General features: G+C 70.4%; 19 protein-coding genes. 12 read left to right on the top strand and 7 right to left on the bottom strand.

From position 1 onward, the window contains the following. Positions 1 to 100 precede the first annotated feature (100 nt). From ACFVW6_RS04990 to ACFVW6_RS05010, 5 genes are all read left to right on the top strand, one after another. On the top strand, positions 101 to 1,243 hold the full coding sequence (locus ACFVW6_RS04990; RefSeq protein WP_378823579.1) for an RNA-guided endonuclease InsQ/TnpB family protein: 1,143 nt from the start codon (positions 101 to 103) through the stop codon (positions 1,241 to 1,243). Positions 1,244 to 1,372: 129 nt separating this feature from the next. After that, entirely contained in the window at positions 1,373 to 4,984 is a 3,612-nt protein-coding gene (mfd, locus tag ACFVW6_RS04995) for a transcription-repair coupling factor (protein WP_378823576.1), read from the top strand. Continuing rightward, the gene (locus tag ACFVW6_RS05000; protein WP_378823574.1) at positions 4,984 to 5,703 is read left to right on the top strand and encodes a MazG family protein; all 720 of its coding nucleotides are present in this window, start codon (positions 4,984 to 4,986) and stop codon (positions 5,701 to 5,703) included. Before mfd ends, ACFVW6_RS05000 begins: the two co-directional genes overlap by 1 nt. A gap of 157 nt (positions 5,704 to 5,860) precedes the next feature. Continuing rightward, a complete protein-coding gene (locus ACFVW6_RS05005) occupies positions 5,861 to 6,340 on the top strand; it encodes a hypothetical protein (protein ID WP_378823572.1) in 480 nt (159 codons plus the stop codon). A 27-nt stretch (positions 6,341 to 6,367) separates the two neighbouring features. Beyond that, the gene (locus ACFVW6_RS05010; protein WP_355273318.1) at positions 6,368 to 6,943 is read left to right on the top strand and encodes a TerD family protein; all 576 of its coding nucleotides are present in this window, start codon (positions 6,368 to 6,370) and stop codon (positions 6,941 to 6,943) included. 52 nt (positions 6,944 to 6,995) lie between these two features. Here ACFVW6_RS05010 and ACFVW6_RS05015 read toward each other — a convergent pair whose 3' ends face one another. From ACFVW6_RS05015 to ACFVW6_RS05045, 7 genes are all read right to left on the bottom strand, one after another. Further along, positions 6,996 to 7,589 (bottom strand): hypothetical protein, encoded by a 594-nt coding sequence (locus ACFVW6_RS05015; protein ID WP_378823569.1) that lies wholly within the window; start codon positions 7,587 to 7,589, stop codon positions 6,996 to 6,998. A 32-nt stretch (positions 7,590 to 7,621) separates the two neighbouring features. Next, complete coding sequence (locus ACFVW6_RS05020; RefSeq protein WP_378823566.1) at positions 7,622 to 8,014, bottom strand: hypothetical protein; 393 nt, start codon at positions 8,012 to 8,014, stop codon at positions 7,622 to 7,624. A 162-nt stretch (positions 8,015 to 8,176) separates the two neighbouring features. After that, positions 8,177 to 9,568, bottom strand: a complete 1,392-nt coding sequence (locus tag ACFVW6_RS05025) for an MATE family efflux transporter (protein WP_378823564.1) — start codon at positions 9,566 to 9,568, stop codon at positions 8,177 to 8,179. 37 nt (positions 9,569 to 9,605) lie between these two features. Next, positions 9,606 to 10,640 (bottom strand): PLP-dependent cysteine synthase family protein, encoded by a 1,035-nt coding sequence (locus tag ACFVW6_RS05030; RefSeq protein WP_378823562.1) that lies wholly within the window; start codon positions 10,638 to 10,640, stop codon positions 9,606 to 9,608. 36 nt (positions 10,641 to 10,676) lie between these two features. Beyond that, on the bottom strand, positions 10,677 to 12,116 hold the full coding sequence (locus tag ACFVW6_RS05035; RefSeq protein ID WP_378823561.1) for a Y4yA family PLP-dependent enzyme: 1,440 nt from the start codon (positions 12,114 to 12,116) through the stop codon (positions 10,677 to 10,679). Beyond that, complete coding sequence (locus tag ACFVW6_RS05040) at positions 12,107 to 13,117, bottom strand: ornithine cyclodeaminase family protein (RefSeq protein WP_378823559.1); 1,011 nt, start codon at positions 13,115 to 13,117, stop codon at positions 12,107 to 12,109. Before ACFVW6_RS05040 ends, ACFVW6_RS05035 begins: the two co-directional genes overlap by 10 nt. Beyond that, complete coding sequence (locus tag ACFVW6_RS05045) at positions 13,089 to 14,180, bottom strand: TauD/TfdA family dioxygenase (RefSeq protein ID WP_378823557.1); 1,092 nt, start codon at positions 14,178 to 14,180, stop codon at positions 13,089 to 13,091. Before ACFVW6_RS05045 ends, ACFVW6_RS05040 begins: the two co-directional genes overlap by 29 nt. 328 nt (positions 14,181 to 14,508) lie before the next feature. Between ACFVW6_RS05045 and ACFVW6_RS05050 the strand changes: the two genes are divergently transcribed. From ACFVW6_RS05050 to ACFVW6_RS05080, 7 genes are all read left to right on the top strand, one after another. After that, positions 14,509 to 16,020, top strand: coding sequence for an ABC transporter substrate-binding protein (locus tag ACFVW6_RS05050; protein ID WP_378823555.1), 1,512 nt, complete (start codon positions 14,509 to 14,511; stop codon positions 16,018 to 16,020). Beyond that, positions 16,017 to 16,955, top strand: a complete 939-nt coding sequence (locus ACFVW6_RS05055) for an ABC transporter permease (protein WP_378823553.1) — start codon at positions 16,017 to 16,019, stop codon at positions 16,953 to 16,955. The genes ACFVW6_RS05050 and ACFVW6_RS05055 overlap by 4 nt, the downstream gene beginning before the upstream one ends. 71 nt (positions 16,956 to 17,026) lie before the next feature. Further along, positions 17,027 to 19,729 (top strand): ATP-binding cassette domain-containing protein, encoded by a 2,703-nt coding sequence (locus ACFVW6_RS05060; protein WP_378823551.1) that lies wholly within the window; start codon positions 17,027 to 17,029, stop codon positions 19,727 to 19,729. A 97-nt stretch (positions 19,730 to 19,826) separates the two neighbouring features. Beyond that, positions 19,827 to 20,552, top strand: a complete 726-nt coding sequence (locus ACFVW6_RS05065; protein ID WP_355274605.1) for a lytic murein transglycosylase — start codon at positions 19,827 to 19,829, stop codon at positions 20,550 to 20,552. A 114-nt stretch (positions 20,553 to 20,666) separates the two neighbouring features. After that, positions 20,667 to 21,953 carry a phosphopyruvate hydratase gene (eno, locus tag ACFVW6_RS05070; RefSeq protein WP_355273293.1) on the top strand — a complete coding sequence of 429 codons (1,287 nt, stop codon included), beginning with the start codon at positions 20,667 to 20,669 and terminating at the stop codon, positions 21,951 to 21,953. A 49-nt stretch (positions 21,954 to 22,002) separates the two neighbouring features. After that, positions 22,003 to 22,596 carry a septum formation initiator family protein gene (locus tag ACFVW6_RS05075; protein WP_355273290.1) on the top strand — a complete coding sequence of 198 codons (594 nt, stop codon included), beginning with the start codon at positions 22,003 to 22,005 and terminating at the stop codon, positions 22,594 to 22,596. Further along, the gene (locus ACFVW6_RS05080) at positions 22,593 to 23,114 is read left to right on the top strand and encodes a DUF501 domain-containing protein (protein ID WP_355273287.1); all 522 of its coding nucleotides are present in this window, start codon (positions 22,593 to 22,595) and stop codon (positions 23,112 to 23,114) included. Before ACFVW6_RS05075 ends, ACFVW6_RS05080 begins: the two co-directional genes overlap by 4 nt. Positions 23,115 to 23,181 lie beyond the last annotated feature (67 nt).

Raw genomic sequence — 23,181 nt, forward strand, 5'->3', positions numbered from 1 at the left:
GGTCTTTCGCGAGTTCGCCGGCTGCCGGTGCGCTGCCACGTCGTGTAGCCACACGAGGAGCAGGCGAAGGATGAAAAATTGACATGCTATCGTCTCATCCATGGTTGCGAGGGTGGTGAAGCGGGCGTACAAGTACCGCTTCTATCCGACCAACGAGCAGGTCGACCAGCTCGCTCGCACCTTCGGCTGCGTCCGCTACGTCTACAACCGAGCGCTCGCCGAGCGCTCCCGTGCCTGGACTCTAGAGCGACGGCGGGTCAACTACGTCGACACCAGCAAGATGCTCACCGGGTGGAAACGTGACCCGGAAACTGTCTGGCTGACTGAGCCGTCGAAGGGCCCGCTGCAGGTCGCGCTGCAGAATCTGCAGGGCGCCTACGACAAGTTCTGGCGCAAACAGGCCGGGTATCCGAAGTTCAAGAAGAAGGGCGGATCGAAAGATTCGGCCACCTACTTCTCGAACTGCTTCACTTATCGCGATGGGCGGATCAAGCTCGCCAAGCAGTCCGAACCGCTCGACATCAGGTGGTCGCGCCCGCTGCCGGAGGGTGCGGTGCCGTCGCAGGTGACGGTGTCGAAGGACTCGGCCGGCCGCTACCACATCTCCCTACTGGTCGATGAGACGATCACCGAGCTCGGGCCGTCGCAGGAATCGGTGGGTGTAGACGCGGGGATTACTTCGCTGTATGCATTCTCGACCGGGGAGAAGATCGCAAATCCCCGGCACGAGAAGAAGGACCGCGACCGCCTGGCGAAGGCTCAACGTACGCTCGCCAGGAAGCAGAAAGGCTCGGCGAACCAGGCCAAGGCCCGGGTGAAGTTGGCTCGGATCCATGCGCGGATCGCGGATCGTCGCCGTGATCATCTGCACAAGCTCTCGACTCGGTTGGTGCGCGAAAACCAAGTGATCGCCATCGAGGACCTGAGTGTGCGGAACATGGTTCGGAACCGCTACCTCGCGCGGGCGATCTCCGATGCGAGCTGGTCGCAGTTCCGGTCGATGCTCGAGTACAAGGCGGGCTGGTACGGTCGAACCGTAGTCGCGGTGGACCGGTTCTATCCGTCGAGCAAGACCTGCTCTGCGTGCGGGCGGATCGCCGGGAAGCTGCCGCTACCCGTCCGTGTATGGACCTGTCCGTGCGGCGCTGTCCACGATCGGGATGTGAACGCAGCCAAGAACATACGAGCGGCCGGGCTGGCCGTGCTCGCCTGCGGAGATGGTGTGAGACCGCCCCGCAGCTGATGCGGGAAGGCAGCCGTCGGTGAAACAGGAACCCCTCGCCGTGACGCGGGGAACCCCGACCCCTCAGGGTCGAGAGGAAGTCAATAGACTCGACCCGGAACCCCCCCGTCTGCGTATTCAGGAGCGTTCATGTCCTCCCTTCGTCCTCCGCTCGCCGGTCTGGCCGAGGCGGCTGGGGGTGACGCCGCACTGCGGACGGTTGCCGACCTGGTCGGCAAGTCCGGGGTGGAGCTGGTCGCGCCGTCGGCCGTGCGACCGTTCGTCGCCGCGACGATCGCGGCCCAGCAGCCGCTGGTGGTGGTCACCGCCACCGGCCGCGAGGCCGACGACCTCACCGTCGAGCTGGCCGAGATCCTCGGTCCCTCGGTCGCGATGTTCCCGTCCTGGGAGACGCTGCCGCACGAGCGGCTCTCGCCCGGCCCCGACACGGTGGGCCGCAGGCTCGAGGTGCTGCGCAGGCTGGCCCACCCCGACGACCCGGTCTACCCCGAGCCGCTGCGCGTGGTGGTGACCACGGTGCGCTCGCTGATGCAGCCGATGACGGCTGGCCTCGGCGACATCGAACCGATCGTGCTGCGCACCGGCGCCGACTACGACTTCGACGAATTGCTCACCCGCCTGGTCGAATTCGCCTACACCCGGGTCGACATGGTCGGCAAGCGCGGTGAGTTCGCGGTCCGCGGCGGCATCCTCGACCTGTTCCCGCCGACCGCCGATCATCCGGTGCGCGTGGAGTTCTGGGGCGACGAGATCACCGAGCTGCGCCCGTTCTCGGTGGCCGACCAGCGCTCGCTGGGCGAGCACACCGTCGACACCGTGGTCGCGCCGCCGTGCCGGGAACTGCTGCTCACCGTGCCGGTGCGGGAACGCGCCGCCGCCGTCGCGGCCGACAACGCCGCCGACGCCGCCCTGGTCGAGATGCTGGACAAGATCGCCGAGGGCATCCCGGTCGACGGCATGGAGGCACTGCTGCCGGTCCTCGCGCCCGGCAAGCTGAGCCTGCTCACCGAGGCCCTGCCCGCGGGCACCCACCTGCTGCTGTGCGATCCGGAGAAGATCCGTACCCGCGCCGCCGATCTCGTGCGCACCGGCGAGGAATTCCTCGAAGCCTCCTGGACCGCGGCCTCGTTCGGCAGCGACGCGCCGCTGGGCGCACACGGTCTGGACCTGGCCGCCTCCGGCTACCGCACCCTGCCGGAATTGCACACCAGCGCCGACGAACTCGGGCTGCCGTGGTGGTCGCTGAGCCCGCTCAGCTCCGGCGATCCGGTCGAGGTGAACCTGCCCGTGCTGGCCGGTCCGACGGCGCGCGGTTCCGAGGAACTGGTCGCCACCATCTTCGCCTCGCTGCGCGCGCATGTCGCCACCGGCGGCCGCGCCGTCGTCGTGGTCACCGGACACGGTACGGCGCAACGCATCCTGGAACGCCTCGCCGACGCCGAGGTGCCCGCGGCCGCGCTGGCGGCGGGCGCGGTGCCGGAATCGGGGGTGGTCGGGGTGCTCTGCGGATCGCTGCACGACGGCCTGATCTTCGACGACGCCGGACTGGTCGTCGTCGCCGAGTCCGACCTCACCGGCAACCGGGTCACCGCCCCCACCGAGGGCAAGCGGCTGCCCGCCAAGCGTCGCAATCAGGTCGATCCGCTGGCGCTGTCGGCGGGCGACATGGTGGTGCACGACCAGCACGGCATCGGCCGCTTCGTCGAGATGATCGAGCGCACCATCGGCGGCGCGCGACGCGAGTACCTGGTCATCGAGTACGCGCCGAGCAAGCGCGGTCAGCCCGGTGACCGGCTGTTCGTGCCGATGGAGTCGCTCGATCAGCTCTCCCGCTATGTCGGCGGCGAACTGCCCAGCCTGTCCAAGCTCGGCGGGTCGGACTGGGCGAATACGAAACGCAAGGCGCGCAAGGCCGTTCGCGAGATCGCCGGTGAGCTGGTGCAGCTCTACGCGGCCCGGCAGGCCGCGCCGGGTCACGCATTCGCTCCGGACACGCCGTGGCAGCAGGAGATGGAGGACGCGTTCGCGTACACCGAGACCGTCGACCAGATGACCGCCATCACCGACGTCAAGGCCGATATGGAGAAGGCGGTCCCGATGGACCGCGTGGTGTGCGGCGACGTCGGCTACGGCAAGACCGAGATCGCGGTGCGCGCCGCGTTCAAGGCGGTCCAGGACGGCAAGCAGGTCGTCGTGCTGGTGCCGACGACGCTGCTGGCCCAGCAGCATCTGCAGACGTTCACCGAGCGGGTCGCCGGCTTCCCGGTGACGGTGAAGGGCCTGTCGCGGTTCACCGACGCGGCCGAGTCCAAGGAGATCATGGCCGGAATGGCCGAGGGCGAGGTCGACATCGTCGTCGGCACGCACCGGCTGCTGCAGACCGGCGTGCGCTGGAAGGACCTCGGCCTGGTCATCGTCGACGAGGAGCAGCGCTTCGGCGTCGAGCACAAGGAGCACATCAAGGCGCTGCGCACCCACGTCGACGTGCTCACCATGTCGGCCACGCCGATCCCGCGCACCCTGGAGATGAGCCTGGCCGGCATCCGCGAGATGTCGACCATCCTCACCCCGCCCGAGGAACGGCACCCGGTGCTCACCTACGTCGGCGCCTACAACGACAAGCAGGTCACCGCTGCCATCCGCCGCGAGCTGATGCGCGACGGCCAGGTCTTCTACGTGCACAACCGGGTCTCCTCGATCGACAAGGCGGCCAAGAAGATTCGTGAGCTGGTGCCCGAGGCCAGGGTGGTCGTCGCGCACGGGCAGATGAACGAGGACCAGCTCGAGCGCACCGTGCAGGGCTTCTGGCAGCGCGAATACGACGTGCTGGTCTGCACCACGATCATCGAGACCGGCCTCGACATCTCCAACGCCAACACCCTGATCGTGGAACGCGCCGACTCGCTGGGCCTCTCGCAGCTGCACCAGCTGCGCGGCCGCGTCGGCCGCTCCCGCGAGCGCGGCTACGCCTACTTCCTGTACCCGCCGGAGAAGCCGCTCACCGAGACCGCCTACGACCGGCTCGCCACCATCGCGCAGAACTCGGACCTGGGCGCCGGTATGGCCGTGGCCATGAAGGACCTCGAGATCCGCGGCGCGGGCAACGTGCTCGGCGCCGAGCAGTCCGGCCATGTCGCCGGCGTCGGCTTCGACCTGTACGTGCGGCTGGTCGGCGAGGCCGTCGAGGCCTATCGGGCGGCCGCCGACGGCAAGCCGATCGTCACCGAGGAGACCAAGGAGGTGCGCATCGACCTGCCGGTGGACGCGCACATCCCGCCCGACTACGTCGCCAGCGACCGGCTGCGGCTCGAGGCCTACCGCAAGCTCGCCGCCGCGCAGGACGACGCCGCGCTGGCCGCGGTGGTCGAGGAACTCGTCGACCGGTACGGCCCGCTGCCGGTGGAGGTGGGCAGGCTCGTCTCGGTCGCCAAGCTGCGGCTGCTGGCCCGCGCCTACGACGTGGCCGAGATCGTGGTCACCGGAACGACACTCAAGATCGCCCCGCTGACGCTGCCCGATTCCAAACAGCTCCGGCTCAAGCGGCTCTACCCGAGCGCCACCTACCGCGCGGCCAGCGGCCTGGTGCAGCTGCCGCTGCCCCGGGTCACCGACAGCGTCGGCGCCGACCGGGTGCGCGATGTGGCCGTGCTGCAGTTCGTCGCCGATCTGCTGCTCGCGCTCGACGGGAAACCCCAAGGCATGGTGGATCTTTCGGTGCCGACCGAAGCGACGCCGGTCTGATGGCCGACGGCGCGCAGGAGGCGGCCGACACCGCGGTGGTCGCGGCCGGGCTGGCGGGCGCGGTCGAGGTGATGGACCGGCTCTGGCATTTCGGCGGCTGGGAGACCACCCAGACCCACGACTCGCTGCGCCCGTACCTGCTCGAGGAGACCTACGAACTGCTCGACGCGATCCAGGCGGGCGACTACGAGACGATCAAGGAGGAACTCGGCGACCTGCTGCTGCAGGTGCTGTTCCACTCCCGGATCGCCGAAGCCGCTGGCGAATTCACCGTCGACGAGGTGGCGGCGACGCTGGTGGGCAAGCTCGTGCACCGCAGTCCGCACCTGATCGACGCCGATCTGCCCGCGGGCACCTCGGTGGCCGACAAGATCGCCGCGCAGGAAAAGGCCTGGGAGGAACGCAAATCCGCGGAGAAGTCGCGGCGGTCCTGCCTGGACGGCATCGCCATGGCCCAGCCCGCGCTCGCCCTGGCCGAGAAGGTGCGCTCGCGCAGCGCCAGAGCCGGTCTGCCCGAGGATCTGGTGCCAGCGGCGCTGCGCGTGATCGAGCTCGGCGGCCCCGATTCCGCCGAGGAACGACTGCGCAAGGCCACCATCGATTTCGCCGCCGCGATCCGCGCCGCCGAGGACGCCGCCGAAGCCGCGCGGGGCGAGCGGGCCGCGCTGACAGCGCCGGAGTGGCGCGCGTACTGGCCGGAAGAGTTATCGGTCAGTTAATCGGACAGTTCGCCCAGGTGGCGGCTGAGACGTTGCTGAGAGCTGCCGGACAATCCGGCGCGAGCCAGCGAGCAAGTGGCACACCGATTTAGACTCGGAGGTGGCCCGCCGTTCGCGGCGTGCGCGGTGATGTCCGACGATCGTCGAGGTGAGGTAGATGGCAACAGAAGTGGATCCGGCGGAACAGGACTACGTGACCGATCATCCCGAGCTCGACGTGTTGCCGGTGTGGCCGCAGGAGACGATCGCCGTGCTGGTCACGACCGATCCGGCGCCGCATGCGATTCCCGTGTCGTGGCCGGTGCGCGCCGGCGACCGGCGCATCCTGATCAGCCTGAAGTCCGATCGCGGCTCGCTGGCCAGGCTGCGGGCGCGGCCGGAGGTCGCCCTGCTGATCCTGGGCGGCGGCAATGTCGCGCTGTGCGCGCGCGGGCGGGCGTCGGTGGTCGCCGAGCAGATGCCGTCGGCCGAGGACTACACCGCCGTGCAGCTCGATGTCGAGGTGATCGACGACCACCGGCAGTCGGCCTTCGCGGTGGACCGGGGCATCCAGCGCACCGTGCTCGACGACTCCGAACTGCGCGCACTGGAGGGCCGGGTCGAGACGTTGCGGACCTGGGCCGAGGACGGGCACTGACACACATCATCAGATAGAAGGGTTTCCATGAGCGTCACACTCGCCAAGGGCGGCAATGTCTCGCTGTCGAAGCAGACCGACAATCTCACCAAGGTCGCGGTGGGTCTGGGCTGGGACGTGCGCACCACGACCGGCGCCGACCACGACCTCGACGCCAGCGCGCTGGCGACCGGCGCCAACCTGAAGGTGCTCTCCGACCAGCACTTCATCTTCTACAACAACCTGCGCTCGCCGGAAGGCACGATCGAGCACACCGGCGACAACCTGACCGGTGCCGGCGACGGCGACGACGAGGTGATCAACGTCGACCTGGCGGCCACCCCGCCGACGATCACCAACATCTTCTTCCCGGTCTCGATCCACGACGCCCAGGCCCGCGGCCAGTCCTTCGGCCAGATCCGCAACGCCTACATCCGCGTCACCGACGCCGTCACCGGCGTCGAACTGGCCCGCTACGACCTCTCCGAAGACGCCTCCACCGAGACCGCCATGGTCTTCGGCGAGCTCTACCGCCACAACGCCGAGTGGAAGTTCCGCGCCATCGGCCAGGGCTATGCCTCCGGCTTGGCAGGCATCGCCAGGGACTACGGCGTCAATATCTGAGGCGGTACTCCTTCGACCGGGCCCGTCGTCCGCGATGGGCCCGGTTCGTCGTTCACGGGGAGCCGTTCATGTGCCGATGGACGCCACTGGACCACAGATAGCCATCCCAACCATCCCGCACGACGATGATCCCGGCGACAGCGAGCGCGGCTCCCATCGCGACCGGTACGCGAAGGTCGATGACGATCGACGCCAGCGAGAACACGATCAGTGAGAAACCCAGCTCGGTAGCCGATCTTCTGCCCAGCGCGGTGAGGTAGACGCCGCGCGCCCGCCAGATCAGCGGTCCGGCCAGCAGGCATGCCGTGCCGGCGAACAGCAGGTACAGGGTGAGCCCGCTCAGCCTGTCGGCAGGGGGTTCGGCGGAGGCCGCGAAGAGTCCGCCCCACGCCGCGATGCCGATCGAACCGCCGACCAACATGATCTCGAATGTTCGAGAGTCTTCCGCGAGCTGTGCTCGGTGCTTGTCCGACATCGGTGTCTGGTCGTCGGGTTCCAACTGCGCCGAGGTTCGGCGGAGCAGGGTCTTGGTGCCGGCCACGCGCCCGCCGGAGTGGCCCTCGGCCTTACGCCACGCCCAGATGACGAAGTCCGAGAAGAGGAACACGCGCGTGAGAACCAGCACGATCACGAAGCTGATCAGCACGGTCGTGTGCGGGACCTCGAGGAGTCCCAGGCTCACGGACATGGTGGCCTGGACATGCACCCGCCGTTCGCGCTGAGGGTCATGTGACCGTGTGCGCACCGGGTGATCCCCGACACCAGCGCGGATTCCCCCGCCTTCCGGGTCTCACCAGCCGACACGACGAGCTGTTCGAGCAGCACTCGGGCATGTGCTTCCGCGCCTGCGCCGATCGCGGCGAGCACCGTATCGCTGAGAACGGCGTTGACCTGTGTCAGCAGCGGGAGATTGCCTGGCTCCGCAGCGTCGAACGCCGGGATCGAGCTCAGTATCATGTGGCCGACGGACAGCGCCGCTCCATAGTCGCCTTGGCCGAGATAGGTGATCATCGTCGCGCGTTGTTCGATGATGTCGATGAGTGAATCCGCACTCCTGCCGAAATCGGTCATCTGGAGCTACCTCGATCCGTTAGCCGCGCTATGAAGCCGTCACTACGTCGCTCTCTGCCTGTGGAAACGGGTCACGAACTACCCACCATCGATCCAATACCCGCGCGGGACCGGCGTAACGAGTAGCGGGCTACCCGATCCTTCCGGTCCCGTAGGTCCTCGTCAGTTCGCCTGGGTGACGGGTACGCGCACCGCCGGTTTCGCGGCGGCTCGGTCCAGCAGGGCGAAGTACTTGCGCAGCATCAGCATCGCGGTGGTGGCCAGGCCCGCCGTGAGACCCCACCAGACGCCTGCCGCGCCCAAATGCAGGGGGAAGGCGAAGAGGAGGGCGGAGGGGAGGCCGACGCCCCAGTAGCCGATCACGGACAGGCGGAAGCCTGCCGAGGTTTCCTTCAGGCCGCGGAGCAGGCCGGTGCCGATGTTCTGGGCGGCGTCGAAGAATTGCAGGACGATGCCGATGAGTAGCAGGGTGTGGGCGATCGCGATGGTGTCGGTGTCGCCGGAGTCCAGGAACGGGGCGAGCACCAGGTTCGGGGCGACCACGTAGACCGCGCCGGTGACCGCGGCGACGATGCCCGCGTGCCGCAGCGCCAGCCAGGCCAGTGCCCTGGCGTGGCTGTACTCGTCGCGCGCCACAGCATGGCTGACCAGGATCGACGCGCCGTGCGAGATGCCGATCGCGACCTGGAACACGATGTAGATGATCTGGTAGACGACATTGTGCGCGGCCAGCGCGGCGGGCCCGAAACTGCCCATCACCAGCGCCAGCACGGAGAACATGCCCGCCTCCGATCCGTAGGTCAGCGCGATCGGGGTGCCCAGGCGCAGTTCCTCGCGCACGATCGACCAGCGCACCGGCCACGGGGTGCGCGGCAGGGTCGGGCCGAGGCGTTCGTCGCGGGCGACCATCGCCCAGAACACCCCGAAGGTGATCAGGAAGACCAGCGAGGTCGCGATGCCGACGCCGGTCAGGCCGGACGCGGGGATACCCGCCCAGCCGTGGATGAAGGTCAGCGCGAGCACCAGGTTCAGCGCGACCGAGCCGAGCGTCACCAGCAGCAGCGCCTGCGGGCGCTGCATGCCGACGGTGTACTGCCGCAACACCTGGAACCACAGGCAGGGCAGCAGACCGGGCGCCAGCGCGATCATCATCGGCCGGGCGAGCGCGAGCACGCCCTCGTCCTGCCCGAGCCAGGGCAGGATCCATCCGAGCCCGATCAGCAGGGCCCCGCCGAGCAGGCCCGCGATGGTGGCGATGACGAACGCCGCGCGCACCACGCCGCGGATCTCGTCGTCGGCGGAGTCGCCGCGCTTGCCCGCCGCGCCGATCGCCCCGGCGATCTGGTTACCGGTGCCGGTGATCAACCCGACGCACATGGTGCGGATCTGGTTGAACAGCACCAGCGCCAGTCCGCCCGCGGCGACCTCGCGCACGCCGAGCGTGCCCATCAGGGCCAGATTGGTGGTCGAGACCGCGATCTGCGCCAGCTGGGTGAGCGCGATCGGCGTCGCCAGCCGGGCCAGCGCGCTGCTGTCGGTGGGCCGCGCGCTCACCCACCCACTCCGCGATTCGTCCCGCGCGCGTTCGCGCTCACCTGACCTCCATCAGTTCGTCGTGTCGCCGCAGCGGCGAGTAGCGGCGCAGCAGGGTGGTGACCTCGCACTCGGCGGCGGGGTCGAGCAGATCGCGCGCGGCCATCCAGTCGTCGTCGAACACGGTATCGAGATACTTCTCGCCACCGTCACACACGATGGTCACCACGGTCGACCCGGCCGGGAACTCCTCGAGCCGCGCCAGGGCATTGTGCACCGAACCGCCCGCGGAACCACCGATCAGCAGACCGTGTGTCCTGGCGACGGCGCGCGCGGTGGCGAAGGCGTCGGTATCGCTGACCTTGACCCCCTCGTCGAGCAGGGAGTAGTCCACGGCGGTGCCGATGGTCGCGCCGGGCGGGGTGCCCGTGCCCGACTGCCAGTACGGCCCGCCCTCGCCGCCGAAGGCGATGGAGCCGACCGGTTCCACGCCGATCACCCGGGCGGGCGCGCCGAGTTCGCGCAACCGGGTGGCGGTGCCGAACAGCGAGCCGCCGGTGCCGACCGCGGACAGCAGGATGTCGACCCGCTCGACGTCGGCCAGCAACTCCTCGGCCACCGCGTAGTAGCCGACGGCATTGGCGTCGTTGTTGTGCTGTTCGGTGAAGTAGGCGTCGTCGCGGGCGGCCGCCATCGCCTCGGCGAGATCCTCTCGTGCCGAGGTGGCCAGCTCGTCGTCACCGTCGTCGGCGACGACCACCAGGTCGGTGCCCATGGCCCGCATCGCGCGCAGTTTGTCCTTACAGGCGTGGTTGTCGACCACGGCGGTGAATCGATAGCCACGTTCGGCCGCGACCACCGCCAAGCCGAGCCCGGTGTTCCCGGACGTCGACTCGATGATATGCCCGCCATCGCGCAGCAAACCTCGTCGCTCCGCGTCGAGCACCATCGAGCGGGCCATTCTGATCTTGGCGGCGCCGGTCGGGTTGAACTGTTCGAGCTTGAGCAGCAGCCGGGTTCCGGCGTCGGTGACGGCGAGTTCGAACAGCGGGGTGCGGCCGATCAGATCCGTCACGCGCGTGACGAGAGCCATGGGGTGTTCCTCCATCGGATTGGGAGCTCGGGTGGATCAGCGGGCGTCCATACTCCAGCGCCACCGGTCGCCGCGAGCGCGCAGCACGACCTTCGGCGGGAGCGGGAGTTCGTGGAACGGGGACTCGTTGGAGTCCATCTGGTACCCGGCGGTGTTCGGGTAGACGAGCAGATCGCCGACGCGGGCGCGGCGGGGCAGCGGGATGCGCCGCCTGCTCAGCAGGTCGGACTCCAGACAGGTGGTGGCGCCGACACAGGTGGGGGTGCGGTCGCCGGGATGCGCGGGCCACAGCACGGGATCGGGCAGGTATTCGCTGGCGAACCACTGCTCGGACAGGCTCAGGCTGGTGCCGTCGACGGTGAGGATGTCGTAGGGAGCGCCGTGCGCGGTCCGGGTCTTCACGCCCTGCACCCGGAAGACCGAACTGCCCGCCCGGTCCAGCAGGGCGCGTCCGGGTTCGACCGCGAGCCGGATGTCGTTGTCGCGCAGCAGGCCTGCCAGGTCGTGGTGGGCGAGGACGGCGGCGAGCATGTCCGCGCCGGGCACCGGGAAGTGGTACGGGTAGTAGCCGCCGGTGGGCGGGTCGGCGTGGAACCAGTTCTCGCTCAGGGTGTCCTGGAATCGCGCCCACGCGTCGGCGTCGAGGTAGTCCACCCCGAATCCGCCGCCGATCGAGATCGTGGCGGCCGGGTGCCCGTCCGCCCGTGCCCGCAGACAGTGCCCGACCAGCGCGACAGCCTGTTCGGCCCTGGCTGTGGCGTCGTAGCCGGACAGGTGGAAGCTGAAGCCGGACAGTGTGATCGGACCGGCGACCGCCTGCACGGCCTGTTCCAGCTCGATCGGGTCGAGCCCGAAGCGGCTGGCCGACCCCTCGGGCAGTACCCGCAGCAGGATGCGGGCGGGCAGCTCCATGGCGCGCAGGCGATCGAGCTCGTCGAGCGCGTCGATCGCGATCAGTGCCCGGTGCCGCGCCGCCAGCCACAGCAGCTCGTCGGACTTCGCCGGCCCGGTCACCATCAGGTCCTCGCCGCGGACACCCTGAGCCAGGGCGGCGACCAGCTCGCCGGTACTGGCGACATCGATGCCCGCCCCGTTCTCGGCACAGGCGCGGGCCACGCACGCCGCCTTGTTCGCCTTCTTCCCGAAGTACACGAACCCGTCGACCTCGGCCCGGCGGAACGCCGCGTGAAAGGCGTTGATATTCACCGCGACCCGCTCGGGAAACAGCACATGGAACGGCCCGCCGACGACCTCCGCGATCTCGTCGAGCAGCTGCGGATCATCGATCAGCCGCTGTTCCGCCGCGCTGATCCGGGCGGGCATCGGCGGCGCGCAGTGCGCAGGCAGATCAGCTGTGCGCACCGTGCCCCGATCGGCGATGCCGCCCGGCCGCGGCGGGTCCGCCCGACGCAGGACGGCGGCGTCGGCGGACGAACCACCGACGCCGCCACCGGACGCGTCGTCCGTCAGTCCCACAACGGCACCTCGACACCCCGTCCCTCGGCGATGGCCCGCGCCGCCAGCGCGTGCGCGACCGCGATATCGGTGAGCACCAGCCCGCTGTTGTAGACGAAGATCTTCTCGTCCTCGCTGCGTCGCGCGGCCGCGCCGCGGGTGAGGATCTGCGGCAGTTCGGCGTCGACGCTGCGCAGGGTGCCGTCCGGCCCGACCATGTCGGTCCCGGTGAGCGCCATCTGCGCGGCGCTGGTCGCGACCACCCGGTCGGCCTCGACCAGCGTCGACGGCGCGAGCCCGTAGCCGACCAGCACCGCCACCGAACCCGGGGCGAGATGGGTGGATTCGAGCGCCACCTCGGTGCCGGGACCGGCGGTCGCCAGCACCACGTCGGCGTTGGCCGCCGCCGCGTACGGATCGTCGACCACCTCGAGCAGCGCGTGCGGCGCCGCGTCGGCGAGATGCGCGTGCACGGCCGACAGTCCCTCCGGATGCGTGCCGAACACCATCAGCTTGCGCAGCTGCGGATTCACCGCCAGCAGATGCGGCAGCGCGTTGCGGCCCTGGGTGCCGGTGCCGATCAGCAGCGCGCTCTCCGCACCGCGCCGCACGGTCTCGCGCACCAGCAGCGCCGAGACCGCGGGCGTACGTAACGCGCCGACCCTGGCGCAGTCCATCATCGCGATGGGCGCGCCGGTGGTGTCGTCGTAGAGCGTGATGGTGGTGTAGTACCGCTTGGTGCTGCGGTCGTGGCCTGGATCGAACTTGTAGGAGGTCTTCATGGCCACCACCCGACGCCTGCCGTCGCGGCCCAGCATCGCGTAGGACACCGAGGAGCCGCCGGGATCGGCGACGCTCAGCTTGCGCGGGTTGTCGGATTCGCCCGCCGCGAAGGCGAGATACGCCTCCTCCACGGCCCGGACCACCTCGGCGGGGGTGATCGGTACGTCGGCCAGGTCGCTGCGCGAGAGCACCCGCAGCGGGATGCTCCGGTCACGGTTGTTCAACGGATCCTCGTTCATCTGTGCTGCCCCGCTCTGCCGTCCGATCGATGGCCGCCCGGAACGGCGCGACCACCCTTTGCCCATACCCATTCTCGGACGACTCGTTCGCGCGCCTGCGACGTTCGGGCAACCGGATGTTGACGCGCTTGAGCCAGCGATCGGTGCCGTCGTAGCGGGCCCGGAAGGGCACCCGCCCGTGCACGGCGACGTCGTTGTCCACCAGCAGGATCTCCCCGGGAGCGAGCGCGGGCGCGTGGCAGACCCGGGCGAGCTCGGCGGTGAGCTGGGCATAGGCCGCCCGGAACGCCGGGTCGGCGTCGTCGAGCGGGGTATAGGCGGGATCGTAACGCAGTGTGGCACTGCCTGATTCGTCGAACCACACGGTCGGCAGCGCGGGGGCGGGCTGATCGAAGCCGGTGCCGTAGGACACGTCGGGCAGGATCGGCAGCGTCGGCACGGTCAGGGCCGCCAGGTCCGCCTCGGCCAGCCGGACCTGCCGCACCGACGACACCGTGGTGGCCACCCGGTCGGGGTTGCGCAGGCAGGTCAGCATCAGCAGGTTGGCGCGCGCGGCGTGGAAGGCGTCCTCGGTGTGCGGGCTGAGCAGGGTGGAACTGCTCGCGCCGGACTGCTCGTCCTCGTGGCCGACGGCGGGCAGGATGTTGTTGACCAGCCTGCCGTTCTGCTGGCCCGCCCAGCCGAACGGTTCGCCCGCGCACCGCGCCAGCAGCAGCATCGCGATGTCCAGCTCGAGCGAGCCGGTGTGCCGGGGATCGGCGGCGGAGGTGGCCGCGGCCTGCCAATGCGGCGGCGTCGGGCCGAATTCGGCGTCGTCGACGGGCAGGCCGCGCACGACGGTGGCGCCCGCCGCGGTGGCGGGCGGGCGCACGGCGTGGCGCACGGCGGCGGGCAGTTCGCCGACCCGCTCGTCGACCTGGGCCAGCAGGACCGGGTCGTGCAGCGTGTCGGTGTGGGGTTCGTCACCTAATCGGTGCCGGATGTCGGTGGCGAGCGCACGGACGGCCGAGGCGGCGTCGGGGGGTAGCTCGCGATTTTCGATGTCGTGCAGGTGAAGCGTCATACGTTCGGACAGAACGCTTTTCACCGGCCTTCCCTTCTTCGCATCGGTCGAACGCGGGTGATCTTCAGACTCGAAGTGCGAAGGTAGTGCCTGTGCTCTAATTAGGCAAGACTTACCTAACGTGTTGGCTGAGAAATAGCCTATTCATATAACGCAGAGTTCTACCGGAACGGTCGAAGCGCACGTCATCCGGGGTCCGGATGACGTGCTGCGGTTCGGTGACGGTCGCCGGGAAGCTCCCCAGCCGGCGACTGTTTTAGGCTAGCCTCGCCTAGTTTGCGGCGCCAGGAAAAGTGGTGCGGCGCACGCGGTTCGAGGGAGGAACACCATGGGTTTCACGCGCAGGCAGCTCCTGCAATCCGGGCTCGGCGTCACCGCACTACTGGTGGTGGCCGCGTGCACGAGCGACGACGAGGCCGACGGCCCCGCCCAGCCGGGCGGCACACTGCGCGTCGGCGCGCTCGGCACGGCCGCCCGCGTCGAACGCGATCCGCACGCCAACCTCAGCAACGACAGCGACTTCCTGATCGCCTCGCTCGTCTACGACGCGCTGACCGTCCCCGGCGCCGACCCGACCGTCGCGCCCCGCCTCGCCTCGCACTGGGAACCCTCCGCCGACAACCGCCGCTGGACGTTCACCATCGCCGAGGGCGCGAAGTTCCACAACGGCGCGCCGGTCACCGCCGACGACGTGGTGTGGTCGATGCGGCGGCTGCGCTCGGTCGGCGGGGCGTCGAAGATGCCGGTCGCCGAGAACGACATCGTCGCCGACGGGCCGAACCGCGTCGTGTTCACCCTCGCCGCGCCCAATACCCAGCTGCCGCTGCTGCTCCGGCTGATGACCTTCACCGTGCCGCAGGGCACCACCGACTTCGCCGCCGCCATCGGCACCGGCCCGTTCCGGCTCGAGTCCTACCAGGGCGGCAATGCCCGGCTGGTCCGCAACGAGCAGTGGCACGGCACCCCGCCGCTGCTCGACGCGATCGAGGTGACCATGTTCGACAGCGTCACCGCGCTCGGCAACGCCGCGCTGGCCGGGCAGATCGACCTCGCCTCCAATGTCGGCGCGATCGCGGGCCGCACCGCCGCGAGCCGCGGTGACCTGCAGGTGGTCCGGCGCGCGAACGACACCATGCTCGGTGTGGCCATGCGCGCCGCCGACGGGCCGTTCGCCGACGCGCGGGTGCGCACCGCGCTGCGGCTCGGCGTCGACCGGACCGCGCTGGTCAACCAGGTGCACTCCGGCTACGGCACCGTCGCCGCCGACATCCTGGGCACCGCCGACCCGCTCTACGACACCGCGCTCGCGCGGCGCGACCGCGACGTCGAGCGGGCCGAGACGCTGCTGCGGGAGGCGAATTTCGACACCGGGCGCAGCTACCCCTTCGTCACCAAGGCCGAGGTGCCGGGTGAGGTCGAGTCGGCGAAGGTGATCGCCGCTCAGCTCGCCGACATCGGCGTCCGGCTCGACGTGCAGGTGGTCGAACCCGCCGCCTTCTACGACACGACCTGGCTCACCGCCCCGCTCTACACGGTGTCGTGGGGCACCAACGACTCGGTGCTGTTCTTCGCCGACAAGCTGATGACCTCGGCGACCAACCGCAACGAAACCGCCTTCCGCGACCCGGAATTCGATGCCGCGACGGCCAAGGCGCTGGCGTCCTCCGGTGACGACTACACGAAGTCCTGCCGCGATATCCAGCGCATCGAGTTCGAGCGCGGCGGCTATCTGGTGTGGGGCATGGCCGACGGCGTCGACATCGCCGCCGCGCCGGTGCGTGGTCTGCCGACGCTCGGCGGCTTCGCCCGCGTGCAGCTGGAACGCGCCTGGCTGGCGTGAGCGCCGTGCGGACCTTCGCCCTGCCGCTGCTCCGGCGGCTCGCGCTGCTCGTTGCACTGCTGGCCATCGTGTTCGTCGCGGTGGACCTGCTGCCCGGCAGCGCGGCCTCCTCGGCGCTCGGCCGCGACGCCGGGCAGGGCGAACTGGCCGCGAAGGAACACGAACTCGGCCTGGATCGCGCGCTCCCGGTGCAGTTCTGGCACTGGCTCTCCGGCGTGCTGACCGGGGACTTCGGGCAGACCGCGCGCGGCAACTCGGTCGGGGACCTGCTGGCGGACAAGTTCCCGCAGACCCTGGTGCTCGGCGGGATCGCGCTGGCGCTCACCGTCACGGTGTCGCTGGCGCTGGGCTGCTGGTGGGCGATGCGCCCGCGGGCGTTCGGCGCGCGTCTGCTGCAACCGGCCAGCACGGTCGCGGTCGCGGTGCCCGAATTCGTCTGCGGCACACTGCTGATCCTGGTGTTCTCGCTGGCCACCGGGTGGCTGCCCGCCGTCACCATCACCGATCGCTCGGGGTTCCCGGCCGGGCCGGAGATGCTGGTCCTGCCGGTGCTGGCGTTGGCGATACCGCAGATCGGCTGGAACGCCCGCGTCGTGCGCTCGGCCCTCGAGGACGTCGCCACCGCACCGCACGTGGAGAACGCTGTGCTGGAGGGGCTTCCGTCCCGCACCGTGCTGCTGCGGCACATGCTGCCCTTCGCGGCTCCCGCCATCGTCGCCGGCTACGCCACCTCCGTCGGCATGCTCTTCGGCGGCGCATTGGTCGTGGAGACGCTGTTCAACTACCCCGGTGTCGGTGCGGTCCTGGCGGGTTCGGTCGCCGATCGCGACACCGCCACCGTCGCCGCGGTCGTCGCGCTGACGGCCATCGTCATCATGGTGCTGCTCGCGGTCGCCGACTTCGTCCGCACCTGGGCCTCGGGAGGCGCACGATGAACCGCGCCTCGCCGATCCGAGTCGCGGCGGCCGCCGGACTGCGGGCGGCGTGGAGAATCCTCGCGAGGCGCGTGACCCCACGCCGTGGGTCCCTGTGGTGGCGGTGGTCCGCGGCGGCCGGGGTCGGGCTGGTGGTGCTGGTCGCGGTGGTGGGGCCGCTGCTCGCGCCCTACCCGGCGGAGCGAGCGGTGGGGATGCCGTTCGCCACGCCGGGTGGGGGAGCGGTGCTCGGGACCGATCGGCTCGGGCGGGATGTGCTGAGCCATCTGCTGACCGGCGGCACCCAGCTGCTGGTCGTCTCGGCGGTGATCGCGCTCGCGGTGACGATGCTGTCGGCGGTGCTCGGCGCGATCGCGGCGGTTCGCCCGCGAGCGGGCACAGTGATCGAGCTGGGCGGCGATCTGGTGATCCTGCTCCCGGCCGTGCTCGGCATCCTGCTCGTTCTCACCGCGTGGCCCCAGGGCGGCGTCACCGCGCTCATCGTGGTCTCGCTGCTGTTCGGCGTCCCCTATTGCGCCCGGATCTTCGCCGCCGGGGCCGCCCCCATCGCGGCCAGCGGCTACGTCGAGGCCGCCGTCGCCAGCGGAGAGTCCCTGCCACACCTGGTCTTCCGCGAGATCCTGCCGAACCTGCGCGCGGTGTTCACCACCCAGCTCGGCCTGCGCTTCGTCGTCGCGATCTACCTCGTCAGCACGGTTTCCTTCCTCGGTCTGCCCGCCCTCGACGACGACAATTGGGCGAATATGGTGCGCGACAACGCCTCCGGTCTGTTGTTGAACCCCTGGGCGGTGCTCGCACCCAGTGCGGCCATCGCGGTCGTCGCGGTCGGCGTCAACCTCGTCGTCACCGGTGGGATGGCCCGGAAACCCGATCGCCAGGCCACTGAATCCGTGACTGCCCCGCGGCCCGCCGACACGGCGACCGGTGTCGCCAGGCCCGCTGTGGTGAGTCGTACCCCGGCCGGGGGTCGGGATCGGCCGACGGGCCGGCGGCGCGAGGACTGCGGGATCTCGGTGGTCGATGCCGGGGACGCGGCGGTGGTCGAAGGACTGACTGTGGTCGCCGACAGCGGCGCGTTGTTGGTGGCGCCGTTGTCCTTCCGATTGAAGGCCGGGACCGTGACCGCGCTGACCGGGCCGTCGGGTGCGGGCAAGTCGACCGCGATGCGTGCGCTGCTCGGCCATCTTCCCGCCGGTACCAGGCAGGAAGGGGCTGTGCTGGTCGCCGGGCACGACGTGTTCGCGGTGGATTCCGGTGCGCTGCGGAAGTTTCGGCGGTCCCGGGTCGCCTACGTCGGCCAGGATCCCGGCTCCGAACTCAACCCGCTGCTGCGCGTGCGCGCCCTCCTCGCCGAGGCCGCGCCCACCGCCACCGCCGCCGAACGCCACGCCGCCCTCGCCCTCGTCGGCCTCGACGCCACGCACCTGCGCCGCCGCTGCGCCCGCCTGTCCGGCGGTCAGCAGCGCCGCGTCGCCCTCGCCCGCGCACTCCTCCGCAAGCCCCAGGTCCTCCTCCTCGACGAACCCCTGGCCGGCCTGCACGGCGCGCTCCGCACCGACATCGCCCGCCTCATCGCCGAAGTCGCCGCCCGCGAATCCACCGCCGTCCTGCTCTCCGGCCACGACACCGCCACCGTGCACGCCATCGCCGACACGGTGATCGAGGTGTATCCGCCGAGCCGGGCACCGGTGGGCGACACCGGCACACCGTCCGATCGCCACGACCAGCCGTCCGATCAGGTGGATCGTTCGGCTGGGTGCGCGCCCGCACCGGTGACCGTTGTCGCGGGCGCGAATCACGAATCGTCGTCGGCCCTACTCGAGGAAGACACGGTCGATGCCGGGGGCGCGGCAGAACGGCTGCCGGTACCCGCGGGAGCGGCGAGGTCCGGCGGTGTGCAGGTGGTGCGGGGCAAGGGACCAGCGCCGGTCAAGCGCGCGGTAGCGCATCAGACGGAGGCGACTGGGCAACCGGATGACGACCAGGGCCAGGGGAGCGGTGGCGCCGAACGAACGACGGCACTCCCGGCCGACGCGGCCGAGACGCCGATCCTGCGCGTAGAGGGGATCGGCGCGGTCGGCGACGGGCACGAGATCCTCGCCGACGTCGGCTTCACCGTGCGCGCGGGCGAAGCGCTGGCCGTGGTCGGCCCGTCGGGGGCGGGCAAGACGACGCTCGCCCGGGTGATCGCGGGCCTGCGCGTGGGTGCGGGTTCGCTCGAATTGGTCGGCGCGCGAATCACTGTCGATCGTCGACGTCGGATCAAGGCGGGGGCCAAGGGCATTCAACTGGTCACCCAGAACCCGCTCGCCGCACTGAATCCCCGCCGCACCGTCGAACAGACCCTCGCGCGCCCGCTGCGCCGCATCGCCCGCGTGCCGAGGGCGGAGCTGCGCGACCGGGTCGAATCCCTGCTCACCGCCGTCGAACTCCCCACCGATCTGGCCGAGCGACATCCGCACGAACTCTCCGGCGGTCAACGCCAGCGCGTGGCCCTGGCTCGTGCTCTCGCCGCCGACCCCGCCGTACTGATCTGCGACGAGATCACCACGGCCCTGGACAGCTCCACCGCCGCCGCGATCATGACCCTGCTCGACGACCTGCGCGCCGCGCGCGGCACGGCGGTTGTGCTGATCAGCCACGATATGGCGCTGGTCACGACGCACTGCACCGAACTGGTCGTGCTCGACCACGGCCGGGTGGTCGAATCCGGCACCCCGGCCGCTGTTTTCGCTGATCCGGCCCACCATGCCACCGCCGCTTTGCTGGGCTGACACCCCGGGCAGCGCGGTCGGTTCGCACGGGATGGGCGACCGCGCCCACTCTGAGAAGTCGCTGTGAGAGGTGCCAGGGATGCGACCGACCTGGATGATGGATGGGGTGTCTGTGCAGAAAGTCGGCGTGCTCGCCGCCGTGGCGGTGACCGCGCTGCTCGCGGGGTGTAGTTCGCTCGCGTCGATCCCCGGTGACATGCCGCCCGGTCCGGGCGCCGCGCTGCCCGCGATCGATGTCGACGCGCCGGGGCGCGCGTCCGAGCAGTTGCGCGCGTGGGCCGACGAGCAGTCGGGGGCGGTCGGGATCGAACCGGTGGCGCTGGAGGCCTACGGGTACGCGGCGGCGGTGCTGGCCAGGTCCAAGCCCGAATGCGGGATCGCCTGGACCACGCTGGCCGGGATCGCCAGCGTGGAGAGCGGGCACGGCACCCATCGCGGCGCCGGCGTCGACGCCGACGGGACGGTGCGCCCGGCGATCATCGGGGTCGCCCTGGACGGCACGAAGGGCAATGCCGACATCCGCGACACCGACGGCGGCACCCTCGACGGCGACACCACCTACGACCGGGCGGTCGGGCCGCTGCAGTTCATCCCCGAGACCTGGCGGCGCTGGGGTGTCGACGCCAACGGCGACGGGGTCGTCGACCCGCAGAACATCGACGACGCGGCCCTCACCGCCGCGCGGTACCTGTGCGTCCGCGGCGGCGACCTGACCTCGGCCGACGGCTGGCAGCGCGCGCTGTTCGCCTACAACCAGTCGAACAAATACATGCGGGTCGTGCGCGACCGCGCCGCCACCTACAGCATCGGCCGCCGGGTGTAGTTACCGACCGGCCGGAGTGCCGGTTACTCCACGTCACGCCGAGACGATAGGCTCGGCACCGCACGGCCCATCCCGTGAGACCTACCGTGCCTTCAGTCGTAAGGAGTCGTTTTCGTGGCCATCATCGAACAGGTCGGAGCGCGCGAGATTCTGGATTCGCGCGGCAATCCCACTGTCGAGGTCGAGATCGCCCTCGACGACGGCACCCTGACCAGGGCGGATGTCCCGTCCGGCGCGTCCACCGGTGAGCACGAGGCCGTCGAGCTGCGTGACGGCGGCGACCGCTACAACGGCAAGGGCGTCACCAAGGCCGTCGAGGGTGTCCTCGACGAGATCGCGCCCGCCATCATCGGCCTCGACGCCGTCGAGCAGCGCACCGTCGACCAGGTCCTGCTGGATCTGGACGGCACCCCCGACAAGTCCCGCCTCGGCGCGAACGCCCTGCTCGGCGTCTCGCTGGCCGTCGCGCGCGGCGCGGCCGAGTCCTCGGGCCTGGAGCTGTTCCGCTACCTGGGCGGCCCGAACGCCCACGTGCTGCCCGTGCCGATGATGAACATCCTCAACGGTGGCGCGCACGCCGACACCGGCGTCGATGTCCAGGAGTTCATGGTCGCCCCGATCGGCGCGCCCACCTTCCGCGAGGCGCTGCGCTGGGGCACCGAGGTGTACCACTCGCTCAAGGCCGTGCTCAAGGAGAAGGGCCTGTCCACCGGCCTCGGTGACGAGGGTGGCTTCGCCCCCGACGTCGCGGGCACCGTGGAGGCGCTCGACCTGATCAGCGTCGCCATCGAGCGCGCGGGCTACAAGCTCGGCACCGATGTCGCGCTCGCGCTCGACGTGGCCGCCACCGAGTTCTACACCGCGGGCGAGGGCTACAAGTTCGAGGGCCAGGTCCGCACGGCCGCCGAGATGGGCGAGTTCTACGCCGACCTGCTCACCCGGTACCCGCTGGTCTCCATCGAGGACCCGCTGTCGGAGGACGACTGGGACGGCTGGGTCGCGCTGACCGACGCCATCGGCGACAAGGTGCAGCTGGTCGGCGACGACCTGTTCGTCACCAACCCCGAGCGCCTCGAAGAGGGCATCGCCAAGGGCGCGGCCAACGCGCTGCTGGTGAAGGTCAACCAGATCGGCACCCTGACCGAGACCCTCGACGCCGTCGAGCTGGCGCACCGCAACGGCTACAAGACCATGATGTCGCACCGTTCGGGCGAGACCGAGGACACCACCATCGCCGACCTCGCGGTCGCGGTGGGCTCGGGCCAGATCAAGACCGGCGCCCCCGCCCGTTCCGAGCGGGTCGCCAAGTACAACCAGCTGCTGCGCATCGAGGACGCACTCGGCGACTCGGCGCGTTACGCGGGTGACGTGGCCTTCCCGCGCTTCACCGGCGTTTTCTGAGCAGTAGTAGTACCGCAAGACAGGCAGTGAGATGACGGGGCGGTAGCGAATGACCGAGCGACGTGCGCGTGGAACCAGTCCGGGTGGACGAGGCGACCGCCGCACGTCGCGGGCCGCGCGCTCCCGCCCCAGTCATCTCGACGCCCCCGGCCGCCCCGCTGCGGCCAAACGCACCACCCGGCGCCGTCCCGAGTCCGCCACCGGCGCGACCACGGGCAAGCGCAAGACCAGCGGCAGGCTCGAACGCAGCGAGCACACCATCCTCGGTCTCTCGACCGGCAAGGCGGTGATCCTCGCGGCCGTGCTGTGCGGCCTGGCGCTGACCCTGGCCGTACCGACCCGCACCTACTTCAGTCAGCGGGCCGAGGCGGCCGCGCTGGCCCAGCAGCGCGCGGAACTCGACGCCGACCTGGCGGCCCTGCGTGATCGCCGGGCCCAGCAGCAGGACCCGGCCTACATCCGCTCCGAGGCCCGCGACCGGTTGCGCCTGGTGATGCCCGGCGAAACCCCCTACATCGTGCAGATCCCCGGCATCGAAGCACCGGCGCCGCCGCCGATGAGCACCCGAACAGCGGCGCCCGACCCCTGGTACACCGACCTGTGGCGCAGCATCTCCGAACCGGCCCCGGAAGGACCAAGGTGACCGCACCGAACGAGCGCGACCTCGAGATCATCGCCCAGCAGCTGGGCCGCGAGCCGCGCGGTGTCCTCGCCGTCGCCTACCGCACCCCCGACGGCCTGCCCGCCGTGGTGAAGACCGCGCCGCGGCTGCCCGACGGCACCCCGTTCCCCACCCTGTACTACCTGACCGACCCCCGGCTGACCGCCGAGGCGAGCAGGCAGGAATCCGCCGGGGTGATGCGCGAGATGACCGAACGCCTCGCCGCCGATCCCGAGCTGGCCGCGGCCTACCGCGCCGCGCACGAGAGCTACCTGGCCGAACGCGACGAGATCGAATCGCTCGGCACCGATTTCACCGGCGGCGGCATGCCCGACCGGGTGAAGTGCCTGCACGTGCTGATCGCGCACTCGCTGGCCAAGGGCCCCGGCCTGAACCCCTTCGGCGACGAGGCCGTCGCCCTGGCCGCCGACGCCGGCCTGCGCGGCACCGCCATCCCCGCCGACTGGCCCGCCGCACGCACGCCCGAAGAATCGGCATAATCGCGGACAGCGCGTGGCGCCGGATTCGCACCGGCGCCGGGCGATCGGGCCGACCAGGAGGAACATC

Origin of the sequence: Nocardia sp. NPDC058244 (assembly GCF_042882065.1) — a bacterium.
GTDB lineage: Bacteria > Actinomycetota > Actinomycetes > Mycobacteriales > Mycobacteriaceae > Nocardia.

Coding starts and splice junctions, on each gene's coding strand:
- ACFVW6_RS05065 (WP_355274605.1), top strand. CDS start 19,827: ATGGATGGGGTGTCTGTGCAGAAAGTCGGCGTGCTCGCCGCCGTGGCG.
- ACFVW6_RS05005 (WP_378823572.1), top strand. CDS start 5,861: ATGGCAACAGAAGTGGATCCGGCGGAACAGGACTACGTGACCGATCAT.
- ACFVW6_RS05010 (WP_355273318.1), top strand. CDS start 6,368: ATGAGCGTCACACTCGCCAAGGGCGGCAATGTCTCGCTGTCGAAGCAG.
- ACFVW6_RS05000 (WP_378823574.1), top strand. CDS start 4,984: ATGGCCGACGGCGCGCAGGAGGCGGCCGACACCGCGGTGGTCGCGGCC.
- ACFVW6_RS05045 (WP_378823557.1), bottom strand. CDS start 14,180: ATGACGCTTCACCTGCACGACATCGAAAATCGCGAGCTACCCCCCGAC.
- ACFVW6_RS05030 (WP_378823562.1), bottom strand. CDS start 10,640: ATGGCTCTCGTCACGCGCGTGACGGATCTGATCGGCCGCACCCCGCTG.
- ACFVW6_RS05020 (WP_378823566.1), bottom strand. CDS start 8,014: ATGACCGATTTCGGCAGGAGTGCGGATTCACTCATCGACATCATCGAA.
- mfd (WP_378823576.1), top strand. CDS start 1,373: ATGTCCTCCCTTCGTCCTCCGCTCGCCGGTCTGGCCGAGGCGGCTGGG.
- ACFVW6_RS04990 (WP_378823579.1), top strand. CDS start 101: ATGGTTGCGAGGGTGGTGAAGCGGGCGTACAAGTACCGCTTCTATCCG.
- ACFVW6_RS05075 (WP_355273290.1), top strand. CDS start 22,003: ATGACCGAGCGACGTGCGCGTGGAACCAGTCCGGGTGGACGAGGCGAC.
- ACFVW6_RS05050 (WP_378823555.1), top strand. CDS start 14,509: ATGGGTTTCACGCGCAGGCAGCTCCTGCAATCCGGGCTCGGCGTCACC.
- ACFVW6_RS05040 (WP_378823559.1), bottom strand. CDS start 13,117: ATGAACGAGGATCCGTTGAACAACCGTGACCGGAGCATCCCGCTGCGG.